This window comes from Pseudomonas sp. GM_Psu_1, assembly GCF_026544185.1.
Lineage (GTDB): Bacteria > Pseudomonadota > Gammaproteobacteria > Pseudomonadales > Pseudomonadaceae > Chryseomonas > Chryseomonas oryzihabitans.
Genome location: NZ_JALNUX010000011.1, coordinates 40037 through 55377, shown reverse-complemented (window position 1 = coordinate 55377; position 15341 = coordinate 40037). Strand labels below are relative to the sequence as shown.

The 15341-nt window shown below is 68.2% G+C and carries 15 protein-coding genes and 1 pseudogene; 11 read left to right on the top strand and 5 right to left on the bottom strand.

The features are described from left to right. The first annotated feature begins 255 nt into the window (after positions 1-255). The 3 genes from OXS31_RS17855 (at position 256) to OXS31_RS17845 (ending at position 2999) form a co-directional block, all read left to right on the top strand. Positions 256-2343 (top strand): PAS domain-containing protein, encoded by a 2088-nt coding sequence (locus tag OXS31_RS17855; protein ID WP_267401096.1) that lies wholly within the window; start codon positions 256-258, stop codon positions 2341-2343. A gap of 26 nt (positions 2344-2369) precedes the next feature. After that, entirely contained in the window at positions 2370-2504 is a 135-nt protein-coding gene (locus OXS31_RS17850) for a hypothetical protein (RefSeq protein WP_256204021.1), read from the top strand. 213 nt (positions 2505-2717) lie between these two features. Further along, positions 2718-2999 carry a hypothetical protein gene (locus OXS31_RS17845; protein WP_181084956.1) on the top strand — a complete coding sequence of 94 codons (282 nt, stop codon included), beginning with the start codon at positions 2718-2720 and terminating at the stop codon, positions 2997-2999. A 9-nt stretch (positions 3000-3008) separates the two neighbouring features. Here the strand turns inward: OXS31_RS17845 and OXS31_RS17840 are convergent, their stop codons facing one another. Next, positions 3009-3791, bottom strand: a complete 783-nt coding sequence (locus OXS31_RS17840; protein ID WP_267401068.1) for an aldolase — start codon at positions 3789-3791, stop codon at positions 3009-3011. 132 nt (positions 3792-3923) lie between these two features. On the opposite strand from OXS31_RS17840, the gene OXS31_RS17835 reads away from it, so the two are divergent. Then, the gene (locus tag OXS31_RS17835; RefSeq protein WP_267401065.1) at positions 3924-5741 is read left to right on the top strand and encodes a nucleotide pyrophosphatase/phosphodiesterase family protein; all 1818 of its coding nucleotides are present in this window, start codon (positions 3924-3926) and stop codon (positions 5739-5741) included. 7 nt (positions 5742-5748) lie between these two features. Here the strand turns inward: OXS31_RS17835 and OXS31_RS17830 are convergent, their stop codons facing one another. Further along, positions 5749-6579: a PhzF family phenazine biosynthesis protein gene (locus OXS31_RS17830; RefSeq protein WP_267401062.1), complete on the bottom strand. Its 831-nt coding sequence runs from the start codon at positions 6577-6579 to the stop codon at positions 5749-5751. 700 nt (positions 6580-7279) lie between these two features. Next, complete coding sequence (locus OXS31_RS17825) at positions 7280-8044, bottom strand: FadR/GntR family transcriptional regulator (RefSeq protein ID WP_027600112.1); 765 nt, start codon at positions 8042-8044, stop codon at positions 7280-7282. A gap of 152 nt (positions 8045-8196) precedes the next feature. Between OXS31_RS17825 and OXS31_RS17820 the strand changes: the two genes are divergently transcribed. The 5 genes from OXS31_RS17820 to OXS31_RS17800 all read left to right on the top strand — a co-directional run bounded on the left by OXS31_RS17820 (position 8197) and on the right by OXS31_RS17800 (position 12859). Further along, positions 8197-8937, top strand: a complete 741-nt coding sequence (locus OXS31_RS17820) for an SDR family oxidoreductase (protein ID WP_007160714.1) — start codon at positions 8197-8199, stop codon at positions 8935-8937. A 43-nt stretch (positions 8938-8980) separates the two neighbouring features. Further along, a complete protein-coding gene (locus tag OXS31_RS17815) occupies positions 8981-9829 on the top strand; it encodes an ureidoglycolate lyase (protein ID WP_108582447.1) in 849 nt (282 codons plus the stop codon). A gap of 107 nt (positions 9830-9936) precedes the next feature. Continuing rightward, on the top strand, positions 9937-11229 hold the full coding sequence (locus tag OXS31_RS17810; RefSeq protein ID WP_074585514.1) for an L-fuconate dehydratase: 1293 nt from the start codon (positions 9937-9939) through the stop codon (positions 11227-11229). Then, complete coding sequence (locus OXS31_RS17805) at positions 11226-12086, top strand: amidohydrolase family protein (RefSeq protein WP_267401052.1); 861 nt, start codon at positions 11226-11228, stop codon at positions 12084-12086. Before OXS31_RS17810 ends, OXS31_RS17805 begins: the two co-directional genes overlap by 4 nt. Further along, entirely contained in the window at positions 12083-12859 is a 777-nt protein-coding gene (locus tag OXS31_RS17800; RefSeq protein WP_267401050.1) for an SDR family oxidoreductase, read from the top strand. The genes OXS31_RS17805 and OXS31_RS17800 overlap by 4 nt, the downstream gene beginning before the upstream one ends. Positions 12860-13063: 204 nt before the next feature. Here OXS31_RS17800 and OXS31_RS17795 read toward each other — a convergent pair whose 3' ends face one another. Both OXS31_RS17795 and OXS31_RS17790 read right to left on the bottom strand, forming a co-directional pair. After that, positions 13064-13201 carry a hypothetical protein gene (locus tag OXS31_RS17795; RefSeq protein WP_169742428.1) on the bottom strand — a complete coding sequence of 46 codons (138 nt, stop codon included), beginning with the start codon at positions 13199-13201 and terminating at the stop codon, positions 13064-13066. Positions 13202-13261: 60 nt separating this feature from the next. Then, positions 13262-13825: a TetR/AcrR family transcriptional regulator gene (locus OXS31_RS17790; protein ID WP_027600106.1), complete on the bottom strand. Its 564-nt coding sequence runs from the start codon at positions 13823-13825 to the stop codon at positions 13262-13264. Positions 13826-13898: 73 nt separating this feature from the next. Between OXS31_RS17790 and OXS31_RS17785 the strand changes: the two genes are divergently transcribed. Continuing rightward, on the top strand, positions 13899-14771 hold the full coding sequence (locus OXS31_RS17785) for an alpha/beta fold hydrolase (protein WP_267401047.1): 873 nt from the start codon (positions 13899-13901) through the stop codon (positions 14769-14771). Positions 14772-14834: 63 nt separating this feature from the next. Further along, positions 14835-15195, top strand: a pseudogene (locus OXS31_RS17780) (NAD(P)(+) transhydrogenase (Re/Si-specific) subunit beta); the annotation flags it as partial. Positions 15196-15341: the final 146 nt, after the last annotated feature.

The following is a 15341-nucleotide window of genomic DNA, read 5'->3' as shown; positions in this document are numbered from 1 at the left end:
CCAGATATTCATATGACATCGTATGAGTGACTTTGGCAGGTGTCAATCCACCCAAAGCAGAGTGGTCAGACATCTCTCAAGTAGCTAGTCCCTGGCCACCCGACTCGGTCTTCGCGCTCACCTCAGCCTCTCTGACCGGCCCCTGAACCCTACCTCAAAGAATCTGTGACGCGCCCGGCACTTTTTCGCCCCAAGCCGTCTAATGCCGGTCTTTGAGGCGAAGCCGTCGTCTCATCTCTTCTCGCCGAGCCTGCCGTGCCTGTCGCCGACATCCCTTCCCTGCTGGCGCGCCTTGCCGAGCTGGAGCAACGCAATCAGCAGCTGCGCCAGCAGCTCGATGCCCGCGCCGTGCCTGCGGAAAACAGCGCGACCCTGACCAGCGAACGCTACCAGTTCCTGTTCAACGCCATGGACGAGGGCTTCTGCATCATCGAATTCCTCGACGGGCCCCACGGCCCCTTGAGCGACTACATCCACATCGAGGCCAATCCGGCCTATGCGGCCCATGCCGGTATCCCCAATGTGGTGGGCCAGAAGCTGCGCGACATGGTCGGCGACGAGGCTCAGGCCTGGCTCGACCGCTATGGGCACGTGCTGCGCACCGGCGAAGCCATCCGCTTCGAACAGGAACTGGTGGCCACCGGGCGCTACCTGGAGCTGGCCGCCTTTCGCATCGAGCCGGCCAGCCGCCGCCAGGTCGCGGTGCTGTTCCAGGACATCACCGCGCGCAAGCGCGCCGAAATCGCCCTGCGGCAACTCAACGAAACCCTCGAAGAACGGGTGCAGGCCGCCCTGGCCGCCAACCGCATTCTGGCCAAGGTGGTGGACGCCGCCAGTGCAATGATCCATGTACTGGACTTCGATTTCCGCTGGCTGGCGGTCAATGGCTCCGGCGCCGACCTCTTCGAACAGGTCTTTGGCGTCCGCCCGCAGTTGGGGGCGTCCTACCGCTCGGCCCTGGACAGTCGCCCGGAGATCAGCGAACGGCTGTCCGCGCAGTGGCAGCGCGCCTTTACCGGCGAAGCCTTCAACGAGATCGTCTCGGTCGGCGAGGCACCGCTGCAGCGCCACTACGAACTGCAATTCAGCCCGCTGCTCGATGCCGACGGCCAGCGCATCGGCGCCTATCAGTTCGCCTACGACGTCACCGAGCGCCTCAACGAGCAGGAGCGCATCCGGCTGATGGAAGAAGCCCTGCGCCAGTCGCAGAAGATGGAGGCCGTCGGCCAGCTCACCGGCGGCATCGCCCATGACTTCAACAACCTGCTGACCGGCATCCTCGGCTCGCTGGAGATGCTCGACCTGCGCCTGCGCCAGGGCCGGCTGCAGGACCTCGAGCGCTACACCGGCACCGCCCGCAGCGCCGCCCAGCGCGCCGCCGCCCTGACCCACCGGCTGCTGGCCTTTTCCCGGCGCCAGACCCTGGATCCGCAACCGGTGGCGCTGGAGCAACTGGTCATCGGCCTGGAAGACCTGATCCAGCGCAGCATAGGTCCGCAGATCGCCCTGGAGCGCGAAGCCGATCCCCGGCTCTGGCTGACCCATATCGACGGCCTGCAGCTGGAAAACGCCCTGCTCAACCTCTGCCTAAACGCCCGCGACGCCATGCCCGACGGCGGGCGCATCCGTATCGTCCTGAGCAACGAGCGCCTGGACGCGACCCAGGCCGAGCGCCAGGCCCTGCCCGTGGGCGACTTCGTGCGCCTGAGCGTGGGCGATACCGGGAGCGGCATGAGCGACGAGGTCCTCGCCCGGGTATTCGATCCCTTCTTCACCACCAAGCCCATTGGCCAGGGCACCGGCCTGGGACTGTCCATGGTGCATGGCTTCGTGCTGCAGTCGGGTGGCGAGATCCGCATCGACTCCGCGCCCGGCGCCGGTACCTGGGTACACCTCTATCTGCCGCGTCATCACCTGGCGCCGCTGGCCGACAGCGCCTTGCCGGCCGAACCGGAGCCTCACGCCCCAGGCCACGGCGAGACCATCCTGGTGGTCGACGACGAACCCACCATCCGTACGCTGCTGGTGGAAGTCATGCTCGCCCAGGGCTACCGGGTACTGGAGGCGGCCGATGCCGCCACCGCTCTGGCCCTGCTCTCGCCCGATAGCCCGCTGGACCTGCTGATCACCGATGTCGGCCTGCCCGGCGCCCTCAACGGCCGCCAGCTGGCCGACGCCCTGCGCGGACTGCGACCGGAGCTGCCGGTGCTGTTCATCACCGGTTATGCGGAAAGCCAGGTCATCGACGACGCCCATCTCGAAACCGGCATGCGGGTGCTGACCAAGCCCTTCACCCTGGATACGCTGGAGCGGCGGATCCAGGCGATGCTGCAAAGGAGCTGAGTCGCGAGCAGGTCAGGCGTGCCGTGATGTCTCTTTGCTATCATCGGCCCTCCGCGTCGCTACCCGTGCCCTCGCTCATGGACAAGCTCTCCCTGCTGCACCTCCTGCTGATCTTTACCGCCATCGCCTGCATGGCCCTGCTGGCCTCGCTGATCCGCTAGCGACGTTAAGCCAGCCATAAGCCGGGCGGTGGCAAGCTCTCTTCCATGCCGAAAGGCATCGTAGAAGCTGACATCTGCGCTTTTAGCCCGGGAGGATCCCGGGCTTTTTTTCGCGCCGACAAAATGCGCAACAGTCCACGGGTCCGCGTTTTGCCACTCCAGCGCTCTCCGCCGGGCCTGGCATGATGGGGCTCTGGTCCAGGAGGGACAGCCATGATCACCAGGATGCCGTCAGCCCACGCTCAGTCGCTCGCCTTCGATGTCTGCCCGCTGGGCGCCGAGGTCCCGTCCCTGTCCATCGAGATCCTCCAGCAGGGCTTTCTGGCCCTGGATCATCATGGCCAGCTCGACATGAGTCGCATCATCAAGCGCCAGTTGCGCGAGCGCCTGGTCGAGCAGCTGGATGCCCAGCTGCCCGTGGTCGCGGCCGCCGCGCTTGAGCTGTCCGCTCCGCAGGTGCAGGCCGTGCCCCAGCGCCGCAGCCACGGCGGCTGACCGCCCCACTCAGTCCCGGTAATCCGGCTCCAGCCGCAGCAGCTGGCGCTTCACGCTGTCCAGGTGCAGCCGCGCGCTGTCGGCGTTGCCCTGCAGCATCTGCTGGCAGGCGGCGTGCGCGATGGCCGGTGCCACCGGCTTCAGCGGCCGGCCGCTGGCCATGGCCTTGAGTTGCACCTCGGCGGCGCGCTCCAGGTAGTAGAGGTCGTCCCAGGCCTCGGCGATGCTCGGCCCCAGTACCAGGGGTCCGTGATTCTTCAGCATGACCACCGCCGCGTCCCCCGCCGCCCGGGCGATGCGTTCGCCTTCCGTGGCGTCCAGCGCCAGGCCGTTGTAGTCCTCGTCCACGCTCAGACGGTCATAGAATTTCAGCGCGGTCTGCCCGGCCCAGACGAAGGGCTCGCCCTCCAGCAGACAGAGCGCCGTGGCATTGGGCATATGGGTATGGAAGGCGGCCCGTGCCTCCGGATTGAGGCGGTGCAGCTGGGCGTGGATATGGAAGGCGGTGGCCTCGGGGGCGCCCTCGCCCATGACCACGCCACCGTCGAAGTCGCAGATCAGCAGCGAGGATGCGGTGACCTCGGCGAAGGCCAGGCCATAGGGATTGACCAGGAACAGCTCGTCGTGGCCGGGCACCACGAAGGAGAAGTGATTGCAGATCCCCTCGCCCAGGCCCAGGCGGGCAGCCATGCGGAAGCAGGCGGCGAGATCGATGCGGGCCTGGCGGATGGCCGGGGTGTCCAGATCGAGGTGACGGGCAGCGGCAGTGGTACTCGCGAAGGCGTGGGCCATAGGGGTGCTCCTTGGAAAGAGGCCGGAGTGCTGCACAAAGGATGCCGCCCCCTGTCATGGCGCTGTCATCATAAAATTGCAGCAATCTCTTGTTACATCTCTGCCATCTTTCCTCCCTGCAGAGAGTTTTCCATGGCCTTCCTTCCGACCCGTCTCGCCCGTGCCTGCAGCCTCGCCCTTCTCGCCAGTTCGGCCGTCATGGCTGCGGAGCCGGCGCGCAACGTCATCCTTTTCATCCCCGATGGCCTGCGCGCCAACATAGTCGACACCCAGACCGCGCCGAATCTGGCCCAGTTGCGCCGCGAGGGCGTGAATTTCCAGAACAGCCATTCGCTGTTCCCGACCTTCACCACGCCCAATGCCTCGGCCCTTGCCACCGGGCACTACCTGGGCGACACCGGGGATTTCAGTAACACCATCTACACCGGCTTCCCGGTGCCGGGCGCCAACAACAGTGTCACGCCCTTCCTGGAAAACGACGAGGTGCTGGGCGATGTCGACGAGCATTTCGCCGGCAACTACCTGGACGAGGAAACCCTGCTGGCCGCCGCGCGCCAGGCGGGCCTGTCCACCGCCGCCGTCGGCAAGCTCGGCCCGGTGGCCATCCAGGACGTGACCGCCCGCGACGGCGAAAAGACGGTGATCGTCGACGACTCCACCGGTCACCCCACCGGCATTCCCCTGAGCGCGGCCATGCAGGACGCCCTGAAACAGGCCGGTCTGCCGCTGGAAGCCCCGAGCCGGGGCGCCAACGGCAAGGCCGGCAACGCCACCACGCCCGGCACCCTGAGCGCCAACGTCGAGCAGCAGCGCTACTTCCTCGACGTCACCAACCAGGTGCTGCTGCCGCGCTTCAAGGCGAGCGGCAAGCCCTTCGTGCTGGTGTTCTGGTCGCGCGACCCCGACGGCACCCAGCACAACCAGGGCGACAGCCTGGGCAAGGTCACCCCGGGCATCAACGGCCCCACCAGCCTGGCCGCCATCCGCAACGTCGACGCCAACCTCGGCGCCCTGCGCGCCCGGCTCAAGGAGCTGGGCCTGGACGGCAACACCGACATCTTCGTCAGCGCCGACCACGGCTTCTCCACCATCTCCAAGGAGAGCAAGACCAGTCCGGCGGCCAAGGCCAGCTACCCCGACGTGCCCAAGGGGCAGCTGCCGCCCGGCTTCCTCGCCCTGGATCTCGCCGCCGCGCTGAAATTGCCGCTGCTCGATCCGGACGCCAAGGGCGCCGCGGTGGCGATGGACCAGGGTCAGCACCCGAGCAAGGCCAATGGCCTGATCGGCCCGGACGCGGCCAAGCCGGAGGTGGTGGTGGCGGCCAACGGCGGCTCGGACCTGGTCTATCTGCCGCAGGGCGATGCCAAGACGCTGGCGCCCAAGGTGGTCGCGGCGCTGCTCAAGCAGGATTACGTCAGCGGCCTGTTCGTCGACGACGACTTGGGCAAGATCCCTGGCACCCTGCCGCTGTCGGCGATCAACCTCAAGGGCTCGGCGCTCACCCCCTACCCGGCCATCGTGGTCAACTTCCGCTCCTATGACAGCGGTTGCGGCAAACCCGACGTCTGCGCCGTCGAGGTGGCCGACACCGGGCTGCAGCAGGGCCAGGGCATGCACGGCAGCTTCAGCCGCGGCGACACCCACAACTTCATGGCGGCCATCGGCCCGGACTTCCGCAAGGGCTTCGTCGACCTGAGTCCGGTCAGCAACGCCGACGTCGGCCAGACCCTGGCGCACCTGCTGCACCTGGAGATCCCGGCCAAGGGGCAACTGGTCGGCCGGGTGATCGGCGAGAGTCTGGAAGGCGGCAAGCCGGTCAAGGCCAGCCACCGGGTGCAGCGCTCGGCACCGGCGGCGGGCGGGCTGGTCACCGAACTCAAGACCCAGAACGTCGGCGACACCCGCTACTTCGATGCGGCCGGCTTCAAGGGTCGCTCGGTCGGGCTGTGATCCGCGCCTAGAGGCTGAGGGTGCCGCGGATGCAGTCCTGCACCGCGCCACCCACCCAGATCTGGTCGGCGATGCGGGCTACCCGCACCCGGCCGCGCCGGCCGAGAACCGTGCCCTGGCTGGCCAGATAGCGCTCCGGCGCCAGGCCCGCCGGGATCAGCCACTGCGCCAGGCTGGCGTTGAGGCTGCCGGTGACGGGGTCTTCGGCGTATTCCTCGCCCATCAGGGCGCGTACCTCGAATTGCGCCTCGGCCGCGCTGCCCGTCCAGGGGGCGATCAGGCCGACGTTGAGGCCTTCCAGGGCGGCATAGTCCGGGCGGAGCTCCAGCAATTCCTCACGACTCTCCAGCAGCACCGCCACCCAGCCGGGGCCGTTGTCCGCCCACTGGCTGGCCTGGATGCGCGCGGGCGCCAGCCCAATGCCCCGGGCGATGCGCGCCAGTATCTCGGGCTCCACCGCACCGCCTCGCACCAGCGGCGGCGCGGCAAAGGCCAGCTCCTCTCCGGCGGCGCGGATCGGCACCAGGCCGGCGCCGCATTCCTGGATCACTTCGCCGCCCTTGGGCCGCCCGCCTTCGCGCAACCAGACATGGCAGCTGCCCAGGGTCGGATGGCCGGCGAAGGGTAGCTCGCGCTGCGGGGTGAAGATGCGCACCCGGTAGTCCGCCGCCGGATCGGTGGGCTGCAGCAGGAAGGTGGTTTCCGACAGATTGGTCCAGCGCGCCAGCGCAGCCATCTGCTCGGTGGACAGCGCATCGGCGCCGCAGACCACCGCCAGGGCATTGCCCTCCAGGGGGCGCTGGGCGAACACATCGACCTGATGAAAGACGAGGGGCATGGCGGCGGACTCCTTGGGCAAAGCGCCGATTGTCCGCGGCCGGGCGCCGGTGGGGCCAGCCACAGCCGGGTCGCTAAATGGCCGTACAGACGGGCGTTGCGCGGGGTTTGGGTGGAAAACGCTGCGTGGTTTTCCACCCTACGGTGTCGCCCTACGGCATCGACGCGAGCTTGCCCTCACCCCAGCCCTCTCCCAAAGGGAGATGGGGCGGGTCTGCGCGGGGTCAGCGCCCTGCGTAGCGTGGACAACGGCGCAGCCTTGTCCACGAACCTGCCGCTCACCCGTAGGTTGGCGCTGAGCGCAGCGAAGCCCAATGGGCACTAGCCACCCTCACCCCAGCCCTCTCCCCAAGGGAGAGGGGGCGGTTCCGCGCGGAGGGGTAGCGCCGTGCCGTAGCGTGGACAACGGCGCAGTCTTGTCCACGAATCATCGCTCACCCGTAGGCTGGCGCTGAGCGCAGCGAAGCCCAACGGGCACTAGCCACCCTCACCCCAGCCCTCTCCCCCAGGGAGAGGGGGCGGTTCCGCGCGGAGGGGTAGCGCCGTGCCGTAGCGTGGACAACGGCGCAGCCTTGTCCACGAATCATCGCTCACCCGTAGGTTGGCACTGAGCGCAGCGAAGCCCAACGGCCAGGCTACCCGCCCTCACCCCAGCCCTCTCCCTGAGGGAGAGGGGGAAAAGCCGAGGCACCTCCGCCTCCTCACTCCACCGCCGGCCGCGCGAAGATGCGGGTCACGGCATCGAGGTGCGCGGCCATGGCCTGGCGGGCGGCGTCGGGGTCGTGGGCTTCCAGGGCTTCGAGGATGGCCAGGTGCTCCTGCTGGGAGCGGTCGGGCATGTCTTCGGGGGTGTAGCGGCGCTGCAGCAGCTGGAACATGCTGCCGTAGCGGTGGCCGAGCAGATGGCGCAGCAGCAGCGCATAGGCCGGATTGCCGCTGGCCTGGGCGATGCGGATATGGAACAGCCGGTCGCCGGGATGGGTGGTCGACCCCAGGCGATTGTCCTCGACGTTGCGCCCATAGGCCGCGCGGATGCCGGCCAGTTCGCTGGCGCTGGCATGGCTTGCGGCCAGAGCGGCGGCCTCCGGCTCCACCAGGCGGCGCGCCTGCAGCAGGGCGAAGGGCGGAATCTCGGCGTCCAGATCCAGCGCCAGGCTCAGCTCCGGATCCATCTCCGCCCACTGGCCGCGCCCGGCCAGTTCCAGCACCGGGGTGTCCGGCGGCGGCGGGGCGCTGGGCGCGCAGACCCGCACGCCGTCGCCGACGCGCACGTCCACCAGGCCGATCACCTCCAGGGCGATCAGCGCCTCGCGCACCGAGGCACGACTCACCCCCAGCTGCTTGGCCAATTCGCGCTCGGCGGGCAGGCAACTGCCCGGCGGATATTCGCCGCCGTCGATGAGGGCGCGCAGCTGGTCGGCGATCTGCCGGTAAAGCCGTGGTTTTTCAATCACCTGAAGGGGCATGGCGGTCTCGTCTCATGCAGGTCGCGCAGTCTGCCGCGAAAAAATCCTTGCCTGAGAGCCTAGCAGGGTCTAAACAATAGGACCAATGGCCTGACCATTGATCGCTGGCGGTCAGGCGACTCACAACAATAATCAGCCAAGAGGTCTCCCGCATGAGTCATGCAGGCAAACGCGTCCTCGTCACCGCCGCCGGCCAGGGGATCGGCCGGGCCACCGCCCTCGCCTTCCATCGCGCCGGTGCCGAGGTCATCGCCACCGACATCAATGCCGCCGCCCTGGACAGCCTCGAAGGGCTGCGTACCCGGGTGCTCGACGTCACCGATGCGGCGGCGGTTACCGCCCTGGTCGCCGACCTGGGCAGCCTGGACGTCCTGTTCAACTGCGCCGGCTACGTCCACGCCGGCAGCATCCTCGACTGCGACGAAGACGCCTGGCGCTTCTCCTTCGAACTCAACGCCACCGCCATGTACCGCATGATCCGCGCCGTGCTGCCCGGCATGCTGGCCCAGGGCGGCGGCTGCATCATCAACATGGCCTCGATCGCCTCCAGCCTCAAGGGCGTGGCCAATCGCTGCGCCTATGGCGCCAGCAAGGCGGCGGTGATCGGCCTGACCAAGTCGGTGGCCGCCGACTATGTCGGCCAGGGCATCCGCTGCAACGCCATCTGCCCCGGCACCGTGGATTCCCCCTCGCTGCACCAGCGCATCGCCGACCAGGCCGCCCGCGAAGGCCGCAGTGAAGCCGAGGTGCAGGCCGCCTTCGCCGCCCGCCAGCCGATGGGTCGCGTGGGTCGGCCGGAGGAGATCGCCGCCCTCGCCCTGTATCTTGCCTCCGACGCCGCCGCCTTCGTCACCGGGACCGCCCAGGTGATCGATGGTGGCTGGAGCGTCTGACGCCGTTTTTCGTCCGCACCCTTTTCCCCTCATAGGAGCTCCGATGAAACTCTTGCGCTACGGCCCCCAGGGCCAGGAAAAACCCGGTCTGCTGGATGCCCAGGGCCGGCTTCGCGATCTCTCCGGCCAGGTGGCCGATCTCGCCGGCGAGGCGCTCGGCGCCGAATCCCTGGCCCGGCTGCGTCAGCTGGACCCAAACAGCCTGCCGCTGGTGGACGGCACCCCGCGCCTGGGCCCCTGCGTGGGCCGGGTCGGCAAGTTCATCTGCATCGGCCTCAACTACGCCGACCACGCCGCCGAATCCGGCCTGGACGTACCCAAGGAGCCGGTGGTGTTCAACAAGTGGACCAGCGCCATCTGCGGGCCCAACGACGCCGTGCAGATCCCCCGCGACTCGACCAAGACCGACTGGGAAGTGGAGCTGGGCGTGGTGATCGGCAAGGCCGGGCGCTACATCGACGAAGCCAACGCCCTGGATCACGTGGCCGGCTATTGCGTGGTCAACGACGTCTCCGAGCGCGAGTGGCAACTCGAACGCGGCGGCACCTGGGACAAGGGCAAGGGCTTCGACACCTTCGGCCCGCTCGGCCCCTGGCTGGTGACCGCCGACGAGGTGGCCGATCCGCAGAATCTCGACCTCTGGCTGGAGGTCGACGGCCACCGCTACCAGAACGGCAACACCCGCACCATGATCTTCACGGTGGCCCAGATCATCGCCTACCTCAGCCGCTGCATGAGTCTGCAACCGGGTGACGTCATCTCCACCGGCACGCCGCCGGGCGTGGGCATGGGCGTCAAGCCGCAATCGGTGTACCTCAAGCCCGGCCAGGAAATGCGCCTGGGCATCCAGGGCCTGGGCGAGCAGCACCAGCGCACCGTCGCCGCCGACTAGGGCAAGCCACCCCCACCCAAACCTGGCAAACCTCCGTGCCCGCTTTTCATCGAGCGGGCATGGGGCCGGGTTCGCTCAGCCCGCGAAAACCCCTCGAGGACAGCGCCATGCCAACAACAATTACCGGCCTGCAGATCGAAGACATCCGCTTTCCCACCAGCCAGGCGCTGGATGGCTCCGATGCCATGAATCCGGATCCGGACTACTCCGCCGCCTACGTCATCCTGCAGACCGACCAGCCGGGGCTGGAGGGTCACGGCCTCACCTTCACCATCGGCCGCGGCAACGAGATCTGCTGCGCCGCCCTGCGCGCCCTGGAACCACGGGTGCAAGGCCTGACCCTGGAGTGGATCCAGGAAGACCCGGGGCGTTTCTGGCGCCACATCACCGGCGACAGCCAGCTGCGCTGGATCGGCCCGGACAAGGGCGCCATCCACCTGGCCACCGGCGCGGTGGTCAACGCCGCCTGGGACCTCTGGGCGCGCGCCGTGGGCAAGCCGGTCTGGCGCCTGGTGGCGGAGATGAGTCCCGAAGAGCTGGTGCGCTGCATCGACTTCCGCTACCTCACCGACTGCATCACCCCCGAGGAAGCCCTGGCCCTGCTGCGCCAGCGCGCCGAGGGCAAGGCCGAGCGCCTGCAGCGCCTGGAAGCCGAGGGCTATCCCTGCTACACCACCTCGGCCGGCTGGCTCGGCTATCCCGACGACAAGCTGCGCCGCCTCTGCCAGGAGGCCATCGACGCCGGCTTCTCCCACATCAAGCTCAAGGTCGGTCGCGATCTCGCCGACGACATCCGCCGGGTGCGCATCGCCCGCGAGGTGATCGGCCCCGAGCGCCACCTGATGATCGACGCCAACCAAGTGTGGGAAGTCGGCGAGGCCATCGACTGGGTGCGCGAGCTGGCCTTCGCCCAGCCCTGGTTCATCGAGGAACCCACCAGCCCCGACGACGTGGAGGGCCATCGCGCCATCCGCGAGGCGGTGGCGCCGGTCAAGGTGGCCACCGGCGAGATGTGCCAGAACCGCATCCTCTTCAAGCAATTCATCATGCGCGGCGGCCTGGACGTGGTGCAGCTCGACGCTTGCCGCCTGGGCGGCCTCAACGAGGTGCTGGCGGTGCAGCTGATGGCCGCCAAGTACGACCTGCCGGTCTGCCCCCATGCCGGCGGCGTTGGCCTCTGCGAATACGTGCAGCACCTGGCGATGATCGACTACCTCTGCGTCGCCGGCACCCACGAGGGCCGGGTGGTGGAATACGTCGATCACCTCCACGAACACTTCGAGGACCCCTGCCGGGTGCGCGGCGCCGCCTATCTCGCGCCCCAGGCGCCGGGGTTCTCCATCGCCATCAAGGCCGCCTCCCGGGCGCGTTATCGCCATGCCGGAGGGCAGCCGTCATGAGCCCGCGCCTGGATGCCCACCAGCACTTCTGGCGCTATCGGCCGGCCGAATTCGCCTGGATCGACGGGCGCATGGCCGGGCTGCAGCGCGACCATCTGCCGGCCGATCTGCAACCGCACCTGCAGCGGGCCGGTTTCGACGGCTGCATCGCCGTGCAGGCGCGCACCCAGGAAGAGGAGACGGACTTTCTGCTCGACCTCGCCGCCCAGACGCCCTGGGTGCAGGCGGTGGTCGGCTGGACCGATCTGCGCGCCGCCGACCTGGTGGCGCGCCTGGAACGGCGCCAGGGCAGTCGTCACCTGCGCGGCTTTCGCCATCCGGTGCAGGACGAGGCCGATCCAGGCGCCTGGCTGGCCGATGCCGCCGCCAACCGGGGCGTCGCCACCCTGCAGCGGCATGGCTATCTCTATGAACTGCTGATCCACGCCGAGACCCTGCCCGCCGCCACCGCCTTCGCCGCCCGCCATGACCACGGCGTGCTGGTGCTGGACCACCTGGGCAAGCCACCGGGCCGGGTCGCGCCCGCCGACTACGCTCGGCTGCTGGCGCCCCTGGCGCGGCTGCCCCATGTGCATTGCAAGCTGTCTGGGCTGGTCACCGAGGCCGACTGGCAGGGCTGGCAGGCGGAGCAATTGCTGCCCTATGCCCGTATCGCCCTGGAGGCCTTCGGGCCGGAGCGCCTGCTGTTCGGCTCGGACTGGCCGGTCTGCACCCTGGCCGCCAGCTACGCCGAGGTGGTCGACCTGGCCGAGCAGGCGCTGCTGGAGCTCACGACGGGTGAACGCGCCGCGGTCTTTGGCGGCAACGCGGCCCGGCTCTATGGCCTGGGCACCCAGCCGCGGGAGGCCGTGGCATGAATCTGCACCTGACCGACAAGGTGTTCCTGGTCAGCGGCGGCGGCTCCGGCATCGGCGCCGCCATCTCCCTGGCCCTGGCGGCCGAGGGCGCCGTCCCGGTGATCCTCGCCCGCGAGCCGCTGGCAGCCGACTTCGCCGCGCAACTGGCCGAACGTCAGCCCAGGGCTCGGGCCTTCACCGTGGAGCTGTGCGACGAAGCCGCCTGCGAGCGGACCGTGGTCGCCGTACAGGACGCCTATGGGCGCATCGATGGACTGGTCAACAACGCCGGGGTCAACGATGGCGTCAGTCTCAGCGCCGGTCGCGCCGCCTTCGTCGCCTCCCTGGAACGCAACCTGGTGCATTACTATCACCTGGCGCACCTCTGCCTGCCGGCATTGCGCGCCAGCACCGGCGCCATCGTCAACATCGCCTCCAAGACCGCCCTTTCCGGCCAGGGCGACACCAGCGGCTACACCGCGGCCAAGGGCGGCGTGCTGGCCCTGACCCGCGAGTGGGCCGCCTCGCTGCTGGACGACGGCATCCGCGTCAACGCGGTGATCCCCGCCGAGGTCATGACCCCGCTCTACGAACGCTGGCTGCAGGGCTTTCCCGACCCGGCTGCCAAGCTCGCCGCCATCACCGCGCGCATCCCCCTCGGCCGCCGCATGACCACCCCGGAGGAGATCGCCGACACCGTGGCCTTCCTGCTCTCGCCACGCTCCAGCCATACCACCGGGCAGTGGCTGAGCGTCGATGGCGGCTATCTGCATCTGGATCGGGCGTTGACGTGAGGGAATGAGGCGGAGGAGCAGGAAGGCGCCCTCACCCCAGCCCTCTCCCCTGGGGAGAGGGAGCGGTATCGGAGTCAGCGGTTGGATCATCCATACGTGGAAAACGCTACTCGGTTTTCCACCCTACCCATCCGACGTAGGTTGGCGAGAGCGAGCTCCCGTAGGGTGGACAACGGCGCAGCCTTGTCCACGCGGCAGGCACCGCTAGCGCTTCGGACTCAACGGGCTGTCGTCCAGGTCCTCGCGCTCTTCGGTGGTGGTGGTATTCGCCGAATCCGGCACATCGCCGTATTCGTCGTAGTCGTGGGGGGTCTGCTTATCATCCGCGGGTTCGGGATTCATGGGGTACTCCGCTCGTAGAGGCACCCTTGGTGGAGTCCGCCGGCCCCGGCGGCGTTCCCGCTAGACTAGCGCCACCAGACGTTCGGCGACCCGGTCGAAGGGTTCGATGCTGCGCTGGGCGCGGCACAGCGGGATCACCCCCTGCACCGCCGCCACCAGCAGCGTGGCCAATCCCGCCGCCGCCTCTTCCGCATGGCCATGCTCGACCAGCGCCACCTGCAGCCGAGCCTCCCAGCGGCGATAGATGCCCGCCGCCGCGTCCAGCTCGCGCTGGGCGATCTCGTCCACCGGTTCTTCCACCGCCACCGCCATCACCGGGCAGCCGACGCGAAAGTCCGAGTCCAGCAGGATGTCGCGCCAGAGTCGCAAAAAGCCCTGGATCCCCGCCAGCGCTCCGGCCTGCAGCTGGCGCTCCAGATCGCGACTGACCTGGGCGCCGGCCAGCTCCACCGCCTCCACCACCAGTTGGTGCTTGCCACCGGGGAAGTGATGATAGGTGGACCCCAGCGGCGCCTCGGCGCGCTTGATGGTCTCGCGGATACTGGTGGCATTGAGGCCGTGCTGTGCCAGCATGGCCGAAGCCGCCACCACCACCCGTTCCCGTACCGTCGACTGCTCGGTCATCCATTCTCCTTGCTATGACAGTCGTCATAATCTACCGTCCAGGCATTATAACAACTGTCATAGGGACCACCCCATGCCCAGCGACGCCCTCGTCGAGGACCTGATCACCGCGGACGGTTATCGCCTCAGTACCAGTCGCTATCTCGCCCAGGGGCCGTTGCAGGGACGGCTGATCGTCGCCGGCGCCACCGCCGTGCCCCAGGGCTTCTATCGACGTTTCGCCCAGCACGCCGCGGCCCGCGGTTTCGAGACCCTGACCTTCGATTACCGTGGCATCGGCCGTTCGGCGCCGGCCTCGCTCAAGGGCTTTCGCATGGACCTGCTGGACTGGGCGCGCCAGGACCTCGCCGCCGCGGTGGACAGCATGGCCGAGGGCGACATCCCCCTCTACCTGGTCGGCCACTCCTATGGCGGCCATGCCTTCGGCCTCCTGCCCAACCACGCCAAGGTGGCCGGCTTCTATGTCTTCGGCACCAGCGCCGGCTGGTACGGCTACATGCCGCCACTGGAGCGCCTCAAGGTGCTGACCATGTGGAAACTGGTCCTGCCGGTGCTGACCTGGTGGAAGGGCTACTGCCCCTGGAGCGCCCTCGGCCTGGGCGAAGACCTGCCGCGCGACGTCTATCGCCAGTGGCGCCACTGGTGCAGCTATCCCCACTACTTCTTCGACGACCCGGCCATGCAGGGCATCGAAGCCGGCTACGCCGCGGTGCGCACCCCCATCGTCGCGGTCAACGCCCTGGACGATCTCTGGGCCACCCCGCAATCGCGCGATGCCTTCATGCAGGCCTATCGCAACGTCGACCTCCAGCGCGAAGACCTCGACCCCCGCCAGCACGGCGGCGCCATCGGCCACATGGGTTATTTCCGCGCCAGCGCCCAGCCGCTGTGGGATAGGGCGTTGGATTGGTTCGCTGCCCTGCCTCGGATGCCCGCGCCGAACTAGATTCCAAGCGAGCCGCCGGCTCGATCACCTGTCACTTTGCCAAAAGCTTGCCATCGTTTCGAACACCCGGTGGTCGGCCGCATGCCCGGCCATATAAACGTGTTGCTGGCCGAAGCCGAGATGCCCTACGGCCAGGTGTTCGAGATGGACGACATCACCTCCGAGTTTGGCCAGGCCGACGGGGTGCTGGTGCTCCGCGCCAAGGATGTGGTCAACCCGGCTGCCAACAACGACCCCAAGTCGCCCATCGCCGGCATGCCTATCTTCGATAGCCTTCAAGGCCAAGACGAACATCGTCAATAAGAGATCCGTGGCCAGCGGCTATGTGGGTCTCGGCAACGAACTCTTCTACCTGGACAATACCCTGATGGTCTTTGGCGACGCCAAGAAGGTCATCGAGGAGACGGTCAAGGCGGTGGATTAAGTCGGAGCCCCTCGCGACCGCTTGAGTGGTCGCGAGGGATTTTCCTTGGCGCTCCATAAGACATACGTTTCTCTTTCGAAGCCTCCAGGCTTACGCACTCAACGCAAGGTTGTTCACGCAAGGATCAGCATCGCTCCTTCGACCGA

Excerpts from the sequence above, each read along its gene's own strand:
- OXS31_RS17850 (WP_256204021.1), top strand. The coding sequence starts at position 2,370 with ATGTCTCTTTGCTATCATCGGCCCTCCGCGTCGCTACCCGTGCCCTCG.
- OXS31_RS17845 (WP_181084956.1), top strand. The coding sequence starts at position 2,718 with ATGATCACCAGGATGCCGTCAGCCCACGCTCAGTCGCTCGCCTTCGAT.
- OXS31_RS17840 (WP_267401068.1), bottom strand. The coding sequence starts at position 3,791 with ATGGCCCACGCCTTCGCGAGTACCACTGCCGCTGCCCGTCACCTCGAT.
- OXS31_RS17835 (WP_267401065.1), top strand. The coding sequence starts at position 3,924 with ATGGCCTTCCTTCCGACCCGTCTCGCCCGTGCCTGCAGCCTCGCCCTT.
- OXS31_RS17830 (WP_267401062.1), bottom strand. The coding sequence starts at position 6,579 with ATGCCCCTCGTCTTTCATCAGGTCGATGTGTTCGCCCAGCGCCCCCTG.
- OXS31_RS17825 (WP_027600112.1), bottom strand. The coding sequence starts at position 8,044 with ATGCCCCTTCAGGTGATTGAAAAACCACGGCTTTACCGGCAGATCGCC.
- OXS31_RS17820 (WP_007160714.1), top strand. The coding sequence starts at position 8,197 with ATGAGTCATGCAGGCAAACGCGTCCTCGTCACCGCCGCCGGCCAGGGG.
- OXS31_RS17815 (WP_108582447.1), top strand. The coding sequence starts at position 8,981 with ATGAAACTCTTGCGCTACGGCCCCCAGGGCCAGGAAAAACCCGGTCTG.
- OXS31_RS17810 (WP_074585514.1), top strand. The coding sequence starts at position 9,937 with ATGCCAACAACAATTACCGGCCTGCAGATCGAAGACATCCGCTTTCCC.
- OXS31_RS17805 (WP_267401052.1), top strand. The coding sequence starts at position 11,226 with ATGAGCCCGCGCCTGGATGCCCACCAGCACTTCTGGCGCTATCGGCCG.
- OXS31_RS17800 (WP_267401050.1), top strand. The coding sequence starts at position 12,083 with ATGAATCTGCACCTGACCGACAAGGTGTTCCTGGTCAGCGGCGGCGGC.
- OXS31_RS17795 (WP_169742428.1), bottom strand. The coding sequence starts at position 13,201 with ATGAATCCCGAACCCGCGGATGATAAGCAGACCCCCCACGACTACGAC.
- OXS31_RS17790 (WP_027600106.1), bottom strand. The coding sequence starts at position 13,825 with ATGACCGAGCAGTCGACGGTACGGGAACGGGTGGTGGTGGCGGCTTCG.
- OXS31_RS17785 (WP_267401047.1), top strand. The coding sequence starts at position 13,899 with ATGCCCAGCGACGCCCTCGTCGAGGACCTGATCACCGCGGACGGTTAT.